Here is a 17,310-nt window from a genome sequence, read left to right on the forward strand (position 1 = left end):
CCGGGGGGCGCCGAGCAGGGGGGATGCATCATGTCGGTGCAGGCGAGCCCGTCACGTCCGGCTGCCAAGTCGATCGGCGCTGCCTTCGTGGACATCGTGCTGACGCTGGTGATCCTCGTCGTCGTGCTGCTCTCGTTCCTGATCGCGCCGCTCCTCGCCCTGGCCATCGCCTACCTCGTGTACGCCGTGCTGCGGCCCCGCGGGAAGAGGAAGGCCGCACCCGCGGCCGGCGGCGGCGGTGGCCCGGCCGGGCCGGCCGGACCCGCCCATGGCTTCGGAGCAGGAACGGCGACATGACCACCACCCAGACCCGCCGGAACCCGCGGCTCACCGACGGTGTCGACCAGGACCTGCGGCACCTCATTCCCGAGGGCATCTGCCGCACGTTCCGGGTGATGCCGTACGCGGCCGTCGACGGCACCGTGCTGGTGGCTGCGGCGGACGCCGACGACACCATCACCGCGCACGTCGTGGCGGAGCGGATCGACCGGCCGGTGCTGCTGGTGCGGCACACCGTCAACGAGATCGTCTCGGCGATCGACACGGTGTACCCGCCCCAGGAGACCGAGGTCGAGACGCCGGAGGCGCGCCGGGCCCGGATGCAGATGGCCCAGATGCTGACCCGCAGCGGGCTGATCACCGACGACCAGCTGCAGCGCGCGATGCTCGAGTACTCCCGCACCGGCGACCCGCTCGGCGACATCCTGGTCTCGCACGGGGCGATCACCGAGGACGTCCTGGTCGCCGCGCTCTCGGAGATGTACCAGATGCAGCGCGTCGGCCTGTCGGAGTTCGCGCCCGACATGGAGGTGGCCCGCCGACTGCCCGAGCCGATCGCCCAAGCCTTCCAGGTGGTGCCCGTGGCCGCGACCGAGGAGCTGGTCCTGCTCGCCGTCGCCCGCCCGCTGGACGCGGAGCAGGCCGGCGAGGTCGAGGAGGCGCTCGGCTCGCCGTTCCGCCAGCTGCTCGCGAACCGCACCGAGCTCGACCAGCTGATCCAGCACGTGCACTCGCGCCACTACGCCGAGGTGTCGACCCGGCTGCTGATGGAGACCCGCCCCGAGGAGTCGGCGCACATCGTCGTCTCCGGGGGCCAGAAGGCGACCTTCGTGCTCGTGGCGATCGTCGTCGTGGTGTGCGGCGTGATCTGGCCGATGAGCACCGTGATCGGTGTGATCGCGGCCTGCAGCCTGCTGTATCTGGTGGTGTCGTTCTACAAGTTCCGGCTCACCCTGCGGGCGCTCGGCACCCACCTCGAGACCGACGTCACCGACGAGGAGATCGCGGCGCTCGACGAGCGGCACCTGCCGAGGTACACGATCCTCGTCCCGCTCTACAAGGAGGCGGCGATCGTGCCGCGGTTGGTGCGGGACATCAACGCGCTCGACTACCCGCGCACCCGGCTCGACGTGAAGCTCCTCTGCGAGGAGGACGACCAGGAGACGGTCGCGAAGATCCGTGCGATGGAGCTGCCGCCGCACTTCCACCTGGTGGTGGTCCCCGACAGCCAGCCGAAGACCAAGCCCAAGGCCTGCAACTACGGCCTCCAGCTCGCGACCGGCTCGTACTGCGTCATCTTCGACGCCGAGGACCGGCCGGACCCCGACCAGCTCAAGAAGGCGGTGATCGCCTTCGGCCGGGTCGCCGACAACGTCGTCTGCGTCCAGGCGAAGCTCAACCACTTCAACCAGGACCAGAACCTGCTGACCGCGTGGTTCGCCAACGAGTACTCGATGCACTTCGAGCTGATCCTCCCGGCGATGGGCGCAGCGGAGTCGCCGATCCCGCTGGGCGGCACCTCGAACCACTTCGTCACCTCGAAGCTCCGCGAGCTGGGCGCCTGGGATCCGTTCAACGTGACCGAGGACGCCGACCTCGGCATCCGGCTGCATCGCGAGGGCTACCGCACCGCGATGATCGACTCGACCACGCTCGAGGAGGCCAACTCCCAGGTCCCGAACTGGATCCGCCAGCGCAGCCGCTGGAACAAGGGCTACATCCAGACCTGGCTGGTGCACATGCGGCACCCGTTCCAGCTGCTCGCGGCCACCGGCCTGCGCGGGTTCCTCAGCATCAACCTCACGATGGGGACCGCGTTCGTGCTGCTGCTGAACCCGATCTTCTGGGGCCTGACCACGCTCTACGTGTTCACCCAGGCGGGGATCATCCAGCAGCTCTTCCCGGGCATCATCTTCTACGTCGCGAGCGCCCTGCTCTTCGTCGGCAACTTCATCTTCGTGTACCTCAGCGTGGCCGGCAGCCTGCAGCGCGGTGAGTTCAGCCTGACCCGCACGGCCCTGCTGTCGCCCGTCTACTGGGGCCTGATGAGCTGGGCCGCCTGGAAGGGCTTCATCCAGCTGTTCACGAACCCGTTCTACTGGGAGAAGACGACCCACGGCCTCGACGACGGATCGGCGGGCCAGTCGTGAGCACCGCCACCGTCGTCCACACCAAGGAGCGCCTCAGCGGCGTCGTCCAGTCGGTCGGCCGCCGGCCGAGCGACGTGCCCCGCCGCTGGTGGGAGAGCGCGCTGGTCTTCCTGTTCTTCACCGTCGGCTACACGTGGTTCGGCTACTGGGTCGTGGTCGACCAGCACGTGGTCGGCTTCGAGACCCTCGACCGCCTGAACCGCGCGCTGATGGTCTGGCACAACGACCCGGCCAAGCTGTCCGCGATCGGCTTCGACTACCCGCCGCTCGCGACCCTGCTCATCGCGCCGCTCGCGGTCTTCCGCGGCTTCGTGACCTCGATGGCCGCCGTACCGCTCGCCTCGGCGATCTTCGCGGCGATCACCATGGTCGGCCTCAACACCATGATGCGCCGCGCGCTGGTCGCCGGCCCGCTGCGGTACGCGCTCCTGCTCGCGCTCGGCGCGAACCCGCTCGTGCTGCTCTACGCGACCACCGGCACCCGCCACTTCGTGTGGATCGCGTTCGTGGTCACGGGGCTGGGCTCGCTGTTCGCCTGGTACATCACCGCGGACGTGCGGTTCGTGATGCTCGCCGGCATCGCCTACTCCGTGGCCGCGCTCTCCGGCTACTCGTCGCTGACGTTCTTCGTGCTGAGCGCGATCATGATCGGCGCGATCCTGGCCCGGCTCGGCGCCGACGGCACCGAGGTCGAGGGGACGGTGGTCGGGTTCGCCGCTCCGACGGTGTACGTCATCGCGCTGTGGACCGTCTTCAACCTGGTCCTCCTGCTGAGCCCGTTCTCGTGGATCACCCGGAGCAGCGACGCCGCGGCGTCCGGCGGCCTCGAGATGTTCTCGGCCGTCGATCTGCTCCGCGCCACCGGCGAGCTGGTCCTGTACGGCGCACCGATCGCGATCATCGTGCTGCCCGCACTGATCTTCTCCGGCTTCGCCCGGGGCAACCCGTTCGCGCTCTGGCTCGGTGTGCTGCTCGGTGCCGCGATCCTGACGCCCGCGCTCGCGGTCGCGCTCCGGCTGACCGACTCGCCGATGCTGATGCGCAACGCGCTCCCGATCCTGCTGCTCTCGGTGGTCGGCGCGATCTGGCTCGCCCGGTCGGCCGAGGAGGGCAGCACGCTGGTGGCCGCCGTGGTCATCGTGGGCCTGCTGGTCAGCATCCCCTGGACGCTGAACGAGATGAAGACCTACCGGTACCAGAACCTCGAGGCACCGTTCGCGGCGGCGCTCACGACCGGCGAATCGCAGGAGGGCGCCGAGACGCTCAACGGCGAGAAGGTCGGCATCGTGTCGGAGCAGGCGATGGCGGAGTACATCCGCAACAACGTCTCGGTGGACAACTCGATCCTGACCGACAACGCCCAGACGTACGCCGTGATGATGCTGACCGGCCACCCCGAGCTGTTCTTCGACCGGGTCGACAGGTCCGACGGCCCCTGGAAGGAAGCGGCGCGCAACCCGGCCGAGTACGTCGACTACCTGCTGATGTCGACCGCGGACAACGGGGACCTGCTGACCAAGCTCTACCCGGATGCCGCCGCCGGCAACGACGCGCAGCTCCAGGTCGTCTACAGCACGCCGCGGTACGTGCTGGTCGGCGTGCCCGCCGGCTTCTCCCCGGACCAGCAGAGCAGCCAGATCGACCAGCTCGGGCAGTCGTCGTGACCGGCGACCGGGACGCCCGGATCGCGCCGCCGCCCTCGGTCGACGACGTGCTGTCCGCGCTCACCGACGACGCCCGGATCGGGAAGGTCGACTTCAGCGCCGCCCTGGCCCCGGACCCGGAGCAGGCGCCGGCGGTCCAGCGCCGCTCGACGTACGTCGACCCGGTGGTCCACGAGCCGGAACCCGAACCGGAACCGGAACCGGCGCCCGAGCCCGAGCCCGAGCCCGAGCCGGCCGCCGAGGTCGAGCCCGAGCCGGAGCCGGAGCCGGCCGCGGAGAATCCGAAGAAGGTCCGCAGCCCGAAGACGCTGACGCCCGAGCCCGTCGTCATGGCCGTGCCCGAGCCCGAGCCGGAGCCCGAGCCGGAGTCCGAGCCGGCCCCGGTCGTGGTCCTGGGGCCTCCGGCCCCGGACGAGCGCGGCGTCGAGGTCGCGCGGGCGGTCGAGGAGATCGCCGCCGAGGTGATCGGCCGGATCCGCTCCGCGGAGGAGGCCACCCTGCGCCACCTCGACTCGATGGAGCTGGAGGCGACCCGTCGCTACGAGCTGGTGACCGCCCAGGCCGAGCTGGACGCCGAGCTGATCCGGCTGCAGTCGCGCCGCGAGGCGCACGCGATCGTGTCGGCCGCGCGGCTGCGTGCCGGCGACATCGACGACCTCGACGACGACCCGGGCGACGAGGGCCACCGGCTCTCGGTCTTCAGCGACGCGGTCTCCCGGGTCGCCGACGCGACCGACGCCTCCCTCAACCGCAGCCGCGGGGACGAGGGAGCCCGATGACCACCATGCCGAACAGGAACCCGATGCACCGCCGCCGTACCCGTGTCCTCGCCGTCGTCGCCGTGGCCTCGGCCCTGGTGCTGGCCGGCTGCGGCGGCAACGACGACGACGCGGGCAGCAGGGGCGGCAACGTCGTCGTGAACGTCAACCAGGCTGACTCGAAGAGCGTCGTGGTGCCCGAGCGCCGGTTCTTCAACGACGCCTCGCCGTGGAACAGGCGGATCGACTCCGTCCGGACCGACCCGGCGTCCCAGCACATGATCGACCTCTCGCAGGAGCGGGTCGGCGTGGTGGAGCGCCCCGACGGGTCGTTCTTCGACCAGCGGATCCTGGTCGACGACGGCCTCTACATCAACACCACCCGCTGGACCGTGCCGGTCGTCGCCGGCGGCCGGCCGACCTCGCTGGTCTGCCGCCAGCTGGTCTGCGGCGACGGGTCCGACACGACGACGCTGAACATCCCCGACGACGTCGACCCGGACCCGCGCTACGACGGCTGGTACACCGTGTTCGACACCTCCGCCTCGGTCGCCTACGACCTGTGGCGTGCGCGCCGCGAGGACGACGACACGATCTCCTACAACTACATGCGCAAGTGGGACCTCAACGGCCCCGGCTACAGCCCCCCGTGGACCGAGGGCGCGCGCGGCTCGGGCCTGCCGCTGTTCGCCGGCCTGATCCGCCCCGGCGAGCTGGAGTCCGGGGAGATCAACCACGCCCTGGCGATCAGCCTGCCGGGCCCGGCGGCCAACGTCTTCGTGCAGCCCGCGTCCTCGACCGACGGCACCGGCCGGGTGACCTCGATCCCCGAGGGCGCCCGGATCCGCCTGAAGCGCGACGTGGTGCTGCCGCAGCCGCGGGACCCGATCACGGGCAAGCTGATCAAGCTGACCAAGCAGCAGCAGCGGCTCGCGGACGCCATCGTCGCCTGCCTGCGCACGTACGGCGCGATCGTCGTCGACCGCGCGGCCGTGCCGACCCTGTACGCCCAGCGCGACGTCACCGACAACCTGATCCACGGCAACGAGCTCCAGGGCCTCACGATCCAGGACTTCGAGGTCCTGCCGCTCGGTCAGCGCTACCACTACCCCCCGGAGGAGAACGAGATCGCGTCGCTGGTCAGCCCCAGCGCTTCGCCGACCTCCTCGCCGAGCAGCTCGCCCACGAGCACGCCTGACCAGGGGGCCCAGTGATGCGCACGATGACGAGCGACCGACGTACCCGCCTGCTGGCCGGTGTGGCCGCGGCAGCGGTCTCGCTGACGCTGCTGGCCGCCTGCTCGGACCCGTCCCACCAGGCGACCGACCAGGTCAGCCGGGGCCAGGCGGACGACTTCCGGGCCGAGCAGGCCCGGTTGCGCGACATCGACAAGGCGTACGCCGCGCTGCCGCAGCGCCCGTCGGGCGTCGTGGACGTCGACGGCACGACCACCGGCTCGCTCACCGCCCGGGAGGTCGACTCCTACGAGGCGACCGCGAACGCCGTCCAGGTCAACGTCGCCGACAACGGTGAGGACCAGGCCTACCAGGAGCTGTGCGCCGGCCAGATCGACCTGGTCGACTCGGCGCGTCCGATCAGCCGCGCCGAGTGGGAGGCCTGCCAGGCCGTCGGGCTCGACGTGGTCCAGTTCCAGGTCGCCGCCGAGGCGATCGTGATCGCGATCAAGTCCGAGACCGACGTGGGCGCCGACTGCCTCGGCGTCGACCAGGTGCGCGACCTCTACCGCGCCGGCTCGCCGCTCACCAACTGGAGCCAGGAGCCGCTCGGCTACGACGACGTGCCGCTGCGCGTCGGTGGCCCCGACCCGGACAACAGCGGGTTCGGCTTCTTCGGCCGCTATGTGCTGGACGCGCCGGAGCCGTCACGGGTCGACCTGCGCTCGGACTACCACCTCGCGAACAGCGACGAGCAGGCCCGCCTGTTCGTCGTCGGCAAGCCGTGGATGCAGGTCAAGGCGGCGCGGTTCGACGACGCCGCCCGGCTCCGCGCCCAGGCCGACCAGGCGGTTCAGGACGCCCGCACCGAGATGGAGGCCGCCCGCACCGAGCTCGAGACCGCGCTCGCCGAGCGCGCGAAGGGCATCCGCGACGAGCGGAGCGTGGCGGACAAGCAGAAGGACCAGGAGCGCGTGGACAAGGCGTTCGTGCGCCGTTCGCACGCCCGGGACCGGCTGAACGCCGCGCTCGACCACTACGGCAAGGTCGACAACCGGTACGGCGGGATCAACCACGCCCGTCAGCTCTACAACGCCTACCGCGGCCACGTGGCCTACTTCCGGTTCAGCTACTACGAGCTGTTCGAGGACCAGCTGCGGCCCTTCGAGATCACCCGTCCGGACGGACGGATGAACTGCATCTTCCCGAGCCAGCGGACCATCACCAGCGGCGAGTACCCGCTGGCCCGGCAGCTGCTGATCACGACGACCACCCGGTCGCTCGCCCGCGGTGAGGTCAAGGACTTCATGACGCACTACCTGCGCAACGCCCAGTCGCTGGCCCGGGACGCGCGCCTGGTGTCGCTGCCGGACGAGACCGTGACCCTGGAGGACCAGTGGTTGACGGGCGAGAAGGCGCCGCTGCTGTACGCGCCGAGCGACGACACGACCACGCCCGCCGAACCCGTACAGAGCGAGAAGCCTGCCCGATGACCCGTACCCGCCTCGGCGCGCTGGCTGCGTCCCTGGCGCTCGTCCTCGCGTCGCTCGGCGTCGGACCGACGTACGCCGGCGGCCGGACCGCGAAGGAGCGCGCGGTCCAGCAGCAGAGCCGGATCGTGGTGAAGTGGCAGGGCTACCAGAAGAGGTCGAGGTACCAGAAGACCGCGGACGTCCCCGGCATCGGCCAGGTGGACCTGGTCTGCCAGCCCAACAACACGATGATCCGCCTGCACGCGAACGACCGCCGCGCCGAGACCCAGATGTGGATGGCGAAGTTCGAGACCAAGGACGGCAGCGACCGGGTCGCGGTCAAAAATGTCCGGATCTTCACCTACGCGACCGCGGCCGACGACGGCAAGGGCGGCACCGGCTCGCAGGCCCACGAGGGGCTCAACCAGAGGACCCCGATCGAGGACTACGAGAAGGGCTCGGCGTACGGCGTGATCAGCCAGCGCCCGGGTCGCAACCAGCCCGGCGGCGGCACGCTGGCGCTGCCCGCGACGTCGTTCAAGCTGACCTGGTACTGGGAGCGGTTCGCCTTCCCGGGCAGCCAGTACTGCAAGATGACGCTGGCCTTGAACACCGACACCCACCAGCAGTTCGGGTTGAGCTGGCACGGCGACGACGAGGCCGCCCGGCAGACCACCAGCGCCACCACGCTCCCCGGCTTCGGTGAGGCCCGGCTCCGCTGCGAGACCGGGAGGTACGGCGAGCAGACGGTCGCGCTGCAGACGAACGACCCCGACTCGTACATGGACTACGAGTACGTCCGCGGCGAGGGGCAGGTCGGCGAGCACGTCGACCACTACTCCGACCTCGCCTGGGACCCGGTGACCGGTCTGCTCGGGCCCGTCGACCTGCCGACCAACGGGATGATGCGGATCTGGTGGTCGGTCGGCGGCGTGAAGAAGCTGTGGGTGCTGTCGTCCTACATGGTCACGAACAACGACGTGAAGCCGTGGCTCAACGTGTGCGAGGTGGCCGCGGCGCCGGTGTCCTGAGCGCCTCGGTCACGAGGGGCAGCACCGGTCGGCCGCCCGCACCGACCTCGGCGAGGGGGACCCACTCGACGGCGTCCGTCGTCCCGTCCGCCTCGGCGAGCACCGGCTCGACGTGGTCCGCGAGCGCCACCTCGAAGACCAGGCCCACGGCGTGGAAGTCCTCGAACCGGCCGTTCGGCGCGGTGCCGCTGAAGTGCTCGTCGTGCACGGTCAGCAGCTCGCCCACCGCCGCCTCGACGCCGCACTCCTCGCGCATCTCGCGCACCAGCGCGGTCCGCGGCGACTCCCCGTGGTCGACGCCACCGCCCGGCAGCGTCCAGGACCCGGTGTGGAAGCCCTTCCCCGAGATCCGCACCAGCAGCACGGAGCCGTCCCGGACGACCAGCCCGTAGGCGCCGAGGCGCTGGTGGCGGAACGGCTGGTGGTCGGCCAGCGCCTCGAGCACCATCGGCGCGACCGGCACGGTGCCGTCGACCACGTCCGCGAGCGCCTTCCAGCCGGCCTCCACCGTCGAGCCGCCCACCTCCACCACGTGCGGGGCGGGCGCGTCGAGCGGCACCCAGCCGTCGTACACGATCCGCAGCGCGTGCGCGTCGACTCGCCGTCCCTCGCGCCACACCCCCGGCAGGTGCGCGGAGTAGACCCGCGCGGTCTCGCCGACCATGACGTCGAGGCCCGTCTCCTCGTGCACCTCGCGGATCACCGCGTCGCGCGGGTCCTCGCCGTGGTCGAGCCCGCCGCCGGGCAGCGTCCAGAGCTCGTCGGACGTCACCGCCTCGGAGAGCCGGCTCAGCAGGATCTGGCCGTCGCGCAGGATCACCGCGTACGCCGCCACCCGCTGCCGCTGGGGAAGACCCGCCATCAGCTGAAGGGAGGGCGGTGGTCGCGGGCGATCGAGCGGCGACCGGCCCAGCGCCAGATCCGCGCGGCGCGGTCGCGGTCCTCGTCGGTCACCAGGTTGCCCATCCAGCGCAGCGCGAGCGTCATCAGCCAGTCCGACCGCATCCCGGCCGGTCCGAGCGTCGGCAGCAGGCGCGGGACCGTGACGAGTCCGGCCAGCCGGCGCGCGATCGAGAACGACTCGCCGTAGTGGTCGCGCAGCAGCGCCGGCCACACCGCCGAGAGGTCGGCGTGCCCGTCGAGGACCTCGGCCAGCAGACGGCCGGTCTCGAGCCCGTAGTCGATGCCCTCGCCGTTCAGCGGGTTGACGCACGCGGCGGCGTCGCCGATCAGCGCCCAGTTGGGGCCCGCGACGTTCGACACCGCCCCGCCCATCGGCAGCAGCGCTGAGGTCGGCATCCGCAGGTCGCCGCTGAGCTGGAAGTCCTCGCGGCGCTCGTCGGCGTAGTAGGCCATCAGCGGCTTGATCGCGACGTCGGCCGGGCGCTTCGCGGTGGCCAGCGTGCCGACGCCGATGTTCACCTCGCCGGTGCCGAGCGGGAAGATCCAGCCGTAGCCGGACAGGACCCTGCCCTTTCCCTGGGGGCCATCCGGACCGCGCAGCTCCAGGTGCGAGCTGATCCACGGGTCGTCGGACATCGCGGACGCCACGTAGGACCGGCCGGCCACGCCGTACACGGTCTCGCGGTGCCACTCGCGGCCGAGCACCTTGCCGAGCGGGCTGCGGACGCCGTCCGCCACCACGAGCCGGCGGCAGCCGATCTCGACCGGGCCGTCCGCCGTGCGGAACACGACCGCGGAGACGCGGTCGCCGTCGCGCCGGACGTCGACGGCGCGGTGCCCGTCGATCGCGGTCGCGCCGGACTTGATGGCGGTCGTGCGCAGGTGGTCGTCGAGCTCGGTGCGCGCCACCGCGGAGCCCCAGTCCGGCAGCCCGGTACCTGCCTCTCCAGGGCCGGGCCAGGGCAGCAGCAGGGTCTGCCCGAAGCCGTGCGCACGCAGCCCCCGGTTGACCGTGTGCGCCCGCAGCCAGTCCTCGAGTCCGAGTCGCTGGAGCTCGCCGATCGCCCGAGGCGTGAGGCCGTCGCCGCACGTCTTGTCGCGCGGGAACGACGCCGCGTCCGCGAGCACCACGTCCGCGCCCGAGCGCGCCGCCCACGCCGCGGCCGCCGACCCGGCGGGGCCGGCGCCGACGACCAGGACGTCGGTCCGCGCGGGAGTGCTCACCCGTCGATTGTCTCAGGCGACGGGCCGGCGACGGGAATCAGGCTCCCTGCTCCCCCATCGGCGGGAACCGCTCCTCGGCCTCCTGGTAGCCCTCGGAGTCGGTGAACATCCCCTTCTCCTCGTCGAACTCCCGGTCGGTGTTGTCGACCTCGGCCTCGCCGGGCCGGTTCTCGGGGTCCAGCCGCTCCTGGCGCTCCTGCTCGACCTCCTCGTCGGTCGCCGCGTCGTCGGGTCGGTCCTGCGCTTGGGTCATGCTCGACGGTAAGCCTTGTGGCTGAGCAAGTGAACCCGCGTGTTGCGGCAGCCCGTCGTGGGGTGCGCGACGTACTGCGACCGGGTCTCGTCGGGCAGGTACACCCGGAAGCCGTCCACGTGCGCCGGCCGGCACCGGTGCCGCGGGAACGGCGAGGTGTCGGTCGCGGTCACCGCGCTGACCACCTTGCCCCCGGCGTGCATGACCACCGTGCGCACCCGGCTCTTCGCCCGGTCCGCGGCCGCCCCGATCTGGGTCCCGTCGCCGCCCCCGACGTACGAGAGGCCGCCGTACCCCCGCACGGTGCAGGCGTGGTCGGACCGGTTCGTCAGGACGATCCGTCCGTACTCGTGGCTCATCCCCGCCCCGGTCTGGTGGTACGACGCCACCAGCTCGGCGTTCGTGCACTCCGGCACACCCTGCGCGCCCGTCGCCACCGCCGGTACGCCCGTCACTCCGAGCACCACAGCCGCCAGCGCGGCTCCCCACATCGTCCTCATCGGTGTTGCTCCTTCTCCGGACCCGCCAACCGGGTCGCCACCGATGGGATGCACGGGGAGCCCCTCCGGTTGCGTCAGTCGTCCTCCCAGTGTGCACCGCCGAAGGTCAGCCCCTGCGCGGTCGCGCGCCGTTCCGCGCCGGTGGGCCATTGGCAGTCCGGCGGGTCCGGACGGAAGCCGCCGCCGGCGCCCACCGGCCGGGACCGCTTGGTCCAGATGTGGTCGAAGTTGCGGTTCCAGCTCTTCACCAGGTGCGGCCCGCGGGCCCGGAGGATCAGCTCGTCGCCACTGATCCCGGAGTGCGTCCAGTTGCTCGACCCGGTGAACACCAAGGACGCCGTGCGGTCCTTGCCGTAGTGGCCCGAGATCGTCATGTACTTCTGGTGGCTGTACATGTCGACCGTGTGCTCCGGGTCGCAGTCGGTGTTGTAGCCGTTGGCGTGCCGGCGCACCTTCCCGCGCCTGGTGTCCATGCCGATCACCTTCTTCATGCCGGACCCCGCGAGCGCCCACATCACCTTCACGTTGCAGCCCTGCGCGTACAGGTGGCGCAGCCGCCGCGCGATGTAGACGCCGCGGTCGCCGTTCCACGCGTGCATCGAGACGCGGATCTTGGTGCGTCCGTTGATGCCGACGCCGCGGCCCACGCCCCGGCACTGGACCGGCCGCAGGATGTCCATGATCGGGTCGTTCCTCACGTTGGTGTGCGGGTGCGGCATGACCCACAGCCGGTAGGACTTGTTGATGACCCGGTGCCAGTAGAGCGGCTTGTCGGTCTTGTCCTTCTTCAGGTGCCGGAACAGCTCGAGCATCGTCCTGGCCAGGTCCGGCACGCCCTTCTGGATCAGCAGGTCGTTGAACTGGTGGGCCGTCGCGTTCTTCGTCAGGTTCGCCGACCCGGTCATCACCACGTCCCGCGCCGACCCGGTGTGGTCGAACAGGTAGATCTTGTCGTGCAGCACTCCCTGCACGCTCCGGCACCCGGTCTTGCAGGTGTAGTCCCAGCTCTTCTTGCCACGGTTCGTGCCGAGCGCGTGCTTCAGCATCTTCATGGCCTTCGTGTACTGGTGGTCGTTGTGCAGCACCTGCACGTGCACGCCCCGCTTGTGCGCGTCGATCAGCGCCTGCGCGACGTTCGTCCGGTCGAAGGAGTACACCGCGATCCGGATGTAGGACCCCTTGTGTGCGTGCCGGATCGCCGCCACGATCTGCCGCTCGATCCGGTACTTCGCGTCGATGTCGCCCCACGGGTCGTTGAAGAACCCGCCCGCCGCCGGCGCCCACTTCTTCTTCCCCGCGGCCGCCGAGGCCCCCGCGTCGGCCGGCCCTGCCAGCAGCGAGCCCGCCAGCGCGAGCGTCAGCAGCACAGTCCAGAACGTCGAGCTCACACCCCACCCCTTCGTCGCACCCACAGGCAACGCGCGCACGAGCACCCGAGACGGTGGTCGTCGAGTGGCGGATGCCGTCGGAGACGAACTGCGCAACACGTTCCTCGAACAAAAACACCATAACAACCACCCGAGGCAGGACCAGGCAGCAGGCGTGCGCGCGGGCGTCGGAGGGCCTCGGACGCAGCACGCCGATGGACCTGACGGTCCAGGCTGCCGTCGGAGGCGGTCGGCGCCGCCGCACGAGCGTCGAACCGAGGCGTGGCGGAGCGAAGCGAGGACACGGCGAGGTAGCGAGGAGGCGGCGACGAAAACCGCCGCAGACGGCAGCACCACACCCGCCCCCACCAAGGAGGCACGACCGAGGACCGGGCGCGCACGCTGGGCGCCGGCGGGCCCCGGGCCCTGCGAAGGAGCGTGAGACCGAGGCGTGGCGGAGCGAAGCGAGGACACGGCGAGGTAGCGACGAGCCGGGCCCGAAGGAGCCCCGCAGGCGCCCGGCACAGCACGCCGCAAGACGACGAGGGAGACAACGACCCCCGCGCCGCGACAGCGGCGCAGAGAATGCCGAAGGCCCCACCCCCGCACAGCGGAGATGGGGCCTCGGTGGGACCTACGTCAGTTCTGGTACGACCCGAAGTCGAAATCGTCCAGCGCGACAGCCTGACCCGAGCCGTTGCCGAACTCGTAGTCGTAGGAGTCGTAGCCCGTGACGGAGTACGCCGCGGCGCGGGCCTCCTCGGTGGGCTCCACCCGGATGTTGCGGTACCGCTCGAGGCCGGTACCCGCCGGGATCAGCTTGCCGATGATCACGTTCTCCTTCAGACCGCGCAGCGAGTCCGAGCGGCCGTGGATGGCAGCGTCGGTGAGGACGCGGGTGGTCTCCTGGAAGGAGGCCGCCGAGAGCCACGACTCGGTCGCCAGCGAGGCCTTGGTGATGCCCATGAGGACCGGGCGACCCGAGGCCGGCTTGCCGCCCTCGGAGACCACGCGCCGGTTCTCCTCCTCGAACCGCACCCGGTCGACCAGGTCGGACGGGAGCAGGTTCGTGTCACCGGACTCGATCACCGTGACCCGGCGCAGCATCTGCCGCACGATGATCTCGATGTGCTTGTCGTGGATCGACACGCCCTGCGACCGGTACACGGCCTGGACCTCGTCCACCAGGTGCTCCTGCGCCCGGCGCACGCCGAGGATCCGCAGGACGTCCTGCGGGTCCGGCGTACCGAGCGTGAGCATCTGGCCGACCTCGATGTGGTCGCCGTCGGCGACCAGCAGGCGCGAGCGCTTCGAGACCGGGTACTCCTGGACCTCGGAGCCGTCGTCCGGCGTGATGAGGATCTTGCGAGCCTTGTCGGACTCGTCGATCTCCACCCGCCCGGAGGCCTCGGCGATCGGCGAGCGACCCTTCGGGGACCGCGCCTCGAAGAGCTCGACCACGCGGGGCAGACCCTGCGTGATGTCGTCGGCCGACGCCACACCACCGGTGTGGAAGGTACGCATCGTCAGCTGCGTGCCGGGCTCACCGATCGACTGGGCCGCGATGATGCCGACGGCCTCGCCGATGTCGACGAGCTTGCCGGTCGCCAGCGAACGGCCGTAGCACTTCGCGCAGGTACCGGTCTTGGCGTCACAGGTCAGCACGGAGCGGACCTTGACCTCCTCGATGCCGGCCGCGACGAGCTCGCCGATCTTGACGTCGCCGAGGTCCTCACCGGCACCGGCGAGCACCTCGCCGGTCTCCGGGTGGGTGATCTCGGTGGCCGCGGAGCGGGCGTACGCCGCGGTCTCGGCGTTCTCCGCCTTGACCACGGTGCCGTCCTCGCGACGCTCGCCGATCCGCTTGGGCAGGCCGCGCTCGGTGCCGCAGTCGTCCTCACGGATGATGACGTCCTGCGAGACGTCCACCAGGCGACGGGTCAGGTAGCCCGAGTCGGCGGTACGCAGCGCGGTGTCGGCCAGGCCCTTGCGGGCACCGTGGGTCGCGATGAAGTACTCGAGAACCGTCAGGCCCTCGCGGAAGTTCGACTTGATCGGCCGCGGGATGATCTCGCCCTTCGGGTTCGCCACGAGGCCTCGCATGGCGGCGACCTGCCGGATCTGGTTCATGTTTCCGGAGGCACCCGACTCGACCATCATGTAGATCGGGTTGGCGCGGTCGAACGTGGTCTCCATGGCCTTGCCGACCTCGTTGGCCGCCTGGGTCCAGATCTCGATGAGCTCCTGGCGACGCTCCTCGTCGGTGACCAGACCACGCTCGAACTGGGTCTGGACCTTCGCGGCCTGCGCCTCGAAGCCCGACAGGATCTGGGCCTTCTCCGGCGGCGTGGTGACGTCGTCGATGGAGACCGTGACACCCGAGCGGGTCGCCCAGTGGAAGCCGGTGTCCTTGAGGGCGTCCAGCGACGCCGCGACCTCGACCTTGGTGTAGCGCTCGGCCAGGTCGTTCACGATCGCGCCGAGAGCCTTCTTGCCGACCTCGTAGTTCACGTACGGGTAGTCGACGGGCAGGGTCTCGTTGAAGAGCGCGCGACCGAGGGTGGTCTCGAGGGTCAGCCGCTGCGGGCCCTCGAGGTCGCCGGCGAGCTCCAGCGGCGGGACGACGTCCTCGAACCGGATCTTGACCGGGCTCTGGAGCGAGATCTCGGCACGGTCGAACGCCATGATCGCCTCGCCGACCGAGGCGAAGGCACGACCCTCGCCGGGCTGGTTCGGACGGTCGGTCGTCAGGAAGAACAGACCGATGATCATGTCCTGGGTCGGCATGGTCACGGGGCGACCGTCCGACGGCTTCAGGATGTTGTTCGTCGACAGCATCAGGATCCGGGCCTCGGCCTGGGCCTCCGCGGACAGCGGGAGGTGCACGGCCATCTGGTCACCGTCGAAGTCGGCGTTGAACGCCGAGCAGACGAGCGGGTGGATCTGGATGGCCTTGCCCTCGATCAGCTGCGGCTCGAAGGCCTGGATGCCGAGGCGGTGCAGCGTGGGTGCGCGGTTGAGCAGCACCGGGTGCTCGGTGATGACCTCTTCGAGGACGTCCCACACGACCGGGCGGGCACGCTCGACCATCCGCTTCGCGGACTTGATGTTCTGAGCGTGCGACAGGTCGACCAGGCGCTTCATCACGAACGGCTTGAACAGCTCCAGCGCCATCTGCTTCGGCAGACCGCACTGGTGCAGCTTCAGCTGCGGACCGGACACGATGACCGAACGGCCCGAGTAGTCCACGCGCTTGCCGAGCAGGTTCTGCCGGAAGCGACCCTGCTTGCCCTTGAGCATGTCGGACAGCGACTTCAGCGGCCGGTTGCCCGGGCCGGTGACCGGACGACCGCGGCGGCCGTTGTCGAACAGCGAGTCGACGGCCTCCTGGAGCATCCGCTTCTCGTTGTTGACGATGATCTCGGGCGCACCGAGGTCGAGCAGCCGCTTGAGGCGGTTGTTCCGGTTGATGACGCGGCGGTACAGGTCGTTGAGGTCGGAGGTCGCGAAGCGGCCACCGTCGAGCTGCACCATCGGGCGCAGGTCCGGCGGGATGACCGGGACCGCGTCCAGCACCATGCCCTGGGGCTTGTTGCCGGTCTTGCGGAAGGCGTCGACGACCTTGAGGCGCTTGAGGGCGCGGACCTTGCGCTGGCCCTTGCCGTTGGCGATGGTGTCGCGCAGCGACTCGACCTCGGCCTCGATGTCGAAGGACTCGAGGCGCTTCTGGATCGCCGTGGCGCCCATGTGGCCCTCGAAGTACTTGCCGAACCAGTTCTTCATCTCGCGGTAGAGCATCTCGTCGCCCATCAGGTCCTGGACCTTGAGGGACTTGAAGGTGTTCCACACCTCGTCGAGACGGTCGATCTCGCGCTGCGAACGGTCGCGGATCTGCTTCATCTCGCGCTCGGCGCCGTCCTTCACCTTGCGGCGCTGGTCGGCCTTTGCACCCTCGGCCTCGAGGGCCGCGAGGTCCTCCTCGAGCTTCTTGGCCCGGTCCTCGAGCGCACCGTCGCGGCGCTTCTCGAGGCGCTCGCGCTCGAGCTGGACCTTGCCCTCGAGCGAGGACAGGTCGCGGTGGCGAGCGTCCTCGTCGACGGCGGTGATCATGTAGGCCGCGAAGTAGATGACCTTCTCGAGGTCCTTCGGCGCGAGGTCGAGCAGGTAGCCGAGCCGGCTCGGGACACCCTTGAAGTACCAGATGTGGGTGACCGGGGCGGCGAGCTCGATGTGGCCCATGCGCTCACGGCGCACCTTGGACCGGGTCACCTCGACGCCGCAGCGCTCGCAGATGATGCCCTTGAAGCGCACGCGCTTGTACTTGCCGCAGTAGCACTCCCAGTCCCGGGTGGGACCGAAGATCTTCTCGCAGAAGAGGCCGTCACGCTCGGGCTTGAGCGTGCGGTAGTTGATGGTCTCCGGCTTCTTGACCTCGCCGTGGCTCCAGGTGCGGATGTCCTCCGCAGTGGCCAGGCCGATCCGAAGCTGGTCGAAGAAGTTAACGTCGAGCACGATGGCTGCTGTCCTTCGTTAG

13 protein-coding genes are annotated in these 17,310 nt (G+C 70.4%); 7 read left to right on the plus strand and 6 right to left on the minus strand.

Annotation, left to right across the window (positions count from 1 at the left end):
* Positions 1 to 30: 30 nt before the first annotated feature.
* From ACVW2K_RS00280 to ACVW2K_RS00310, 7 genes are read left to right on the plus strand one after another with little or no spacing between them, the layout of a single operon-like run.
* Positions 31 to 297 carry a hypothetical protein gene (locus ACVW2K_RS00280; protein ID WP_457201117.1) on the plus strand — a complete coding sequence of 89 codons (267 nt, stop codon included), beginning with the start codon at positions 31 to 33 and terminating at the stop codon, positions 295 to 297.
* A complete protein-coding gene (locus tag ACVW2K_RS00285) occupies positions 294 to 2,429 on the plus strand; it encodes a glycosyltransferase (protein ID WP_457201118.1) in 2,136 nt (711 codons plus the stop codon). Before ACVW2K_RS00280 ends, ACVW2K_RS00285 begins: the two co-directional genes overlap by 4 nt.
* Entirely contained in the window at positions 2,426 to 4,093 is a 1,668-nt protein-coding gene (locus ACVW2K_RS00290; protein WP_457201119.1) for a hypothetical protein, read from the plus strand. Before ACVW2K_RS00285 ends, ACVW2K_RS00290 begins: the two co-directional genes overlap by 4 nt.
* The gene (locus ACVW2K_RS00295; protein WP_457201120.1) at positions 4,090 to 4,872 is read left to right on the plus strand and encodes a hypothetical protein; all 783 of its coding nucleotides are present in this window, start codon (positions 4,090 to 4,092) and stop codon (positions 4,870 to 4,872) included. Before ACVW2K_RS00290 ends, ACVW2K_RS00295 begins: the two co-directional genes overlap by 4 nt.
* Positions 4,869 to 6,065 carry a hypothetical protein gene (locus ACVW2K_RS00300; protein ID WP_457201121.1) on the plus strand — a complete coding sequence of 399 codons (1,197 nt, stop codon included), beginning with the start codon at positions 4,869 to 4,871 and terminating at the stop codon, positions 6,063 to 6,065. Before ACVW2K_RS00295 ends, ACVW2K_RS00300 begins: the two co-directional genes overlap by 4 nt.
* Positions 6,065 to 7,519, plus strand: a complete 1,455-nt coding sequence (locus ACVW2K_RS00305) for a substrate-binding domain-containing protein (RefSeq protein WP_457201122.1) — start codon at positions 6,065 to 6,067, stop codon at positions 7,517 to 7,519. Before ACVW2K_RS00300 ends, ACVW2K_RS00305 begins: the two co-directional genes overlap by 1 nt.
* Entirely contained in the window at positions 7,516 to 8,529 is a 1,014-nt protein-coding gene (locus ACVW2K_RS00310; RefSeq protein ID WP_457201123.1) for a hypothetical protein, read from the plus strand. Before ACVW2K_RS00305 ends, ACVW2K_RS00310 begins: the two co-directional genes overlap by 4 nt.
* Here the strand turns inward: ACVW2K_RS00310 and ACVW2K_RS00315 are convergent.
* From ACVW2K_RS00315 to ACVW2K_RS00340, 6 genes are all read right to left on the minus strand, one after another.
* Positions 8,492 to 9,391 (minus strand): NUDIX domain-containing protein, encoded by a 900-nt coding sequence (locus ACVW2K_RS00315; protein WP_036570152.1) that lies wholly within the window; start codon positions 9,389 to 9,391, stop codon positions 8,492 to 8,494. The genes ACVW2K_RS00310 and ACVW2K_RS00315 overlap by 38 nt on opposite strands.
* Positions 9,391 to 10,656 (minus strand): geranylgeranyl reductase family protein, encoded by a 1,266-nt coding sequence (locus ACVW2K_RS00320; RefSeq protein ID WP_457201124.1) that lies wholly within the window; start codon positions 10,654 to 10,656, stop codon positions 9,391 to 9,393. The genes ACVW2K_RS00315 and ACVW2K_RS00320 overlap by 1 nt, the downstream gene beginning before the upstream one ends.
* Before the next feature lie 37 nt (positions 10,657 to 10,693).
* Positions 10,694 to 10,909 carry a hypothetical protein gene (locus tag ACVW2K_RS00325; RefSeq protein ID WP_457201125.1) on the minus strand — a complete coding sequence of 72 codons (216 nt, stop codon included), beginning with the start codon at positions 10,907 to 10,909 and terminating at the stop codon, positions 10,694 to 10,696.
* Positions 10,906 to 11,409, minus strand: a complete 504-nt coding sequence (locus ACVW2K_RS00330) for a DUF4232 domain-containing protein (protein WP_457201126.1) — start codon at positions 11,407 to 11,409, stop codon at positions 10,906 to 10,908. Before ACVW2K_RS00330 ends, ACVW2K_RS00325 begins: the two co-directional genes overlap by 4 nt.
* 74 nt (positions 11,410 to 11,483) lie before the next feature.
* Positions 11,484 to 12,797, minus strand: coding sequence for a phospholipase D-like domain-containing protein (locus ACVW2K_RS00335; RefSeq protein ID WP_457201127.1), 1,314 nt, complete (start codon positions 12,795 to 12,797; stop codon positions 11,484 to 11,486).
* A gap of 618 nt (positions 12,798 to 13,415) precedes the next feature.
* On the minus strand, positions 13,416 to 17,288 hold the full coding sequence (locus ACVW2K_RS00340) for a DNA-directed RNA polymerase subunit beta' (RefSeq protein ID WP_028637319.1): 3,873 nt from the start codon (positions 17,286 to 17,288) through the stop codon (positions 13,416 to 13,418).
* Positions 17,289 to 17,310: the final 22 nt, after the last annotated feature.

Source organism: Nocardioides sp. HB32 (genome assembly GCF_054058995.1).

Coding starts and splice junctions, on each gene's coding strand:
- ACVW2K_RS00280 (WP_457201117.1), top strand. CDS start 31: ATGTCGGTGCAGGCGAGCCCGTCACGTCCGGCTGCCAAGTCGATCGGC.
- ACVW2K_RS00285 (WP_457201118.1), top strand. CDS start 294: ATGACCACCACCCAGACCCGCCGGAACCCGCGGCTCACCGACGGTGTC.
- ACVW2K_RS00300 (WP_457201121.1), top strand. CDS start 4,869: ATGACCACCATGCCGAACAGGAACCCGATGCACCGCCGCCGTACCCGT.
- ACVW2K_RS00305 (WP_457201122.1), top strand. CDS start 6,065: ATGCGCACGATGACGAGCGACCGACGTACCCGCCTGCTGGCCGGTGTG.
- ACVW2K_RS00310 (WP_457201123.1), top strand. CDS start 7,516: ATGACCCGTACCCGCCTCGGCGCGCTGGCTGCGTCCCTGGCGCTCGTC.
- ACVW2K_RS00315 (WP_036570152.1), bottom strand. CDS start 9,391: ATGGCGGGTCTTCCCCAGCGGCAGCGGGTGGCGGCGTACGCGGTGATC.
- ACVW2K_RS00325 (WP_457201125.1), bottom strand. CDS start 10,909: ATGACCCAAGCGCAGGACCGACCCGACGACGCGGCGACCGACGAGGAG.
- ACVW2K_RS00330 (WP_457201126.1), bottom strand. CDS start 11,409: ATGAGGACGATGTGGGGAGCCGCGCTGGCGGCTGTGGTGCTCGGAGTG.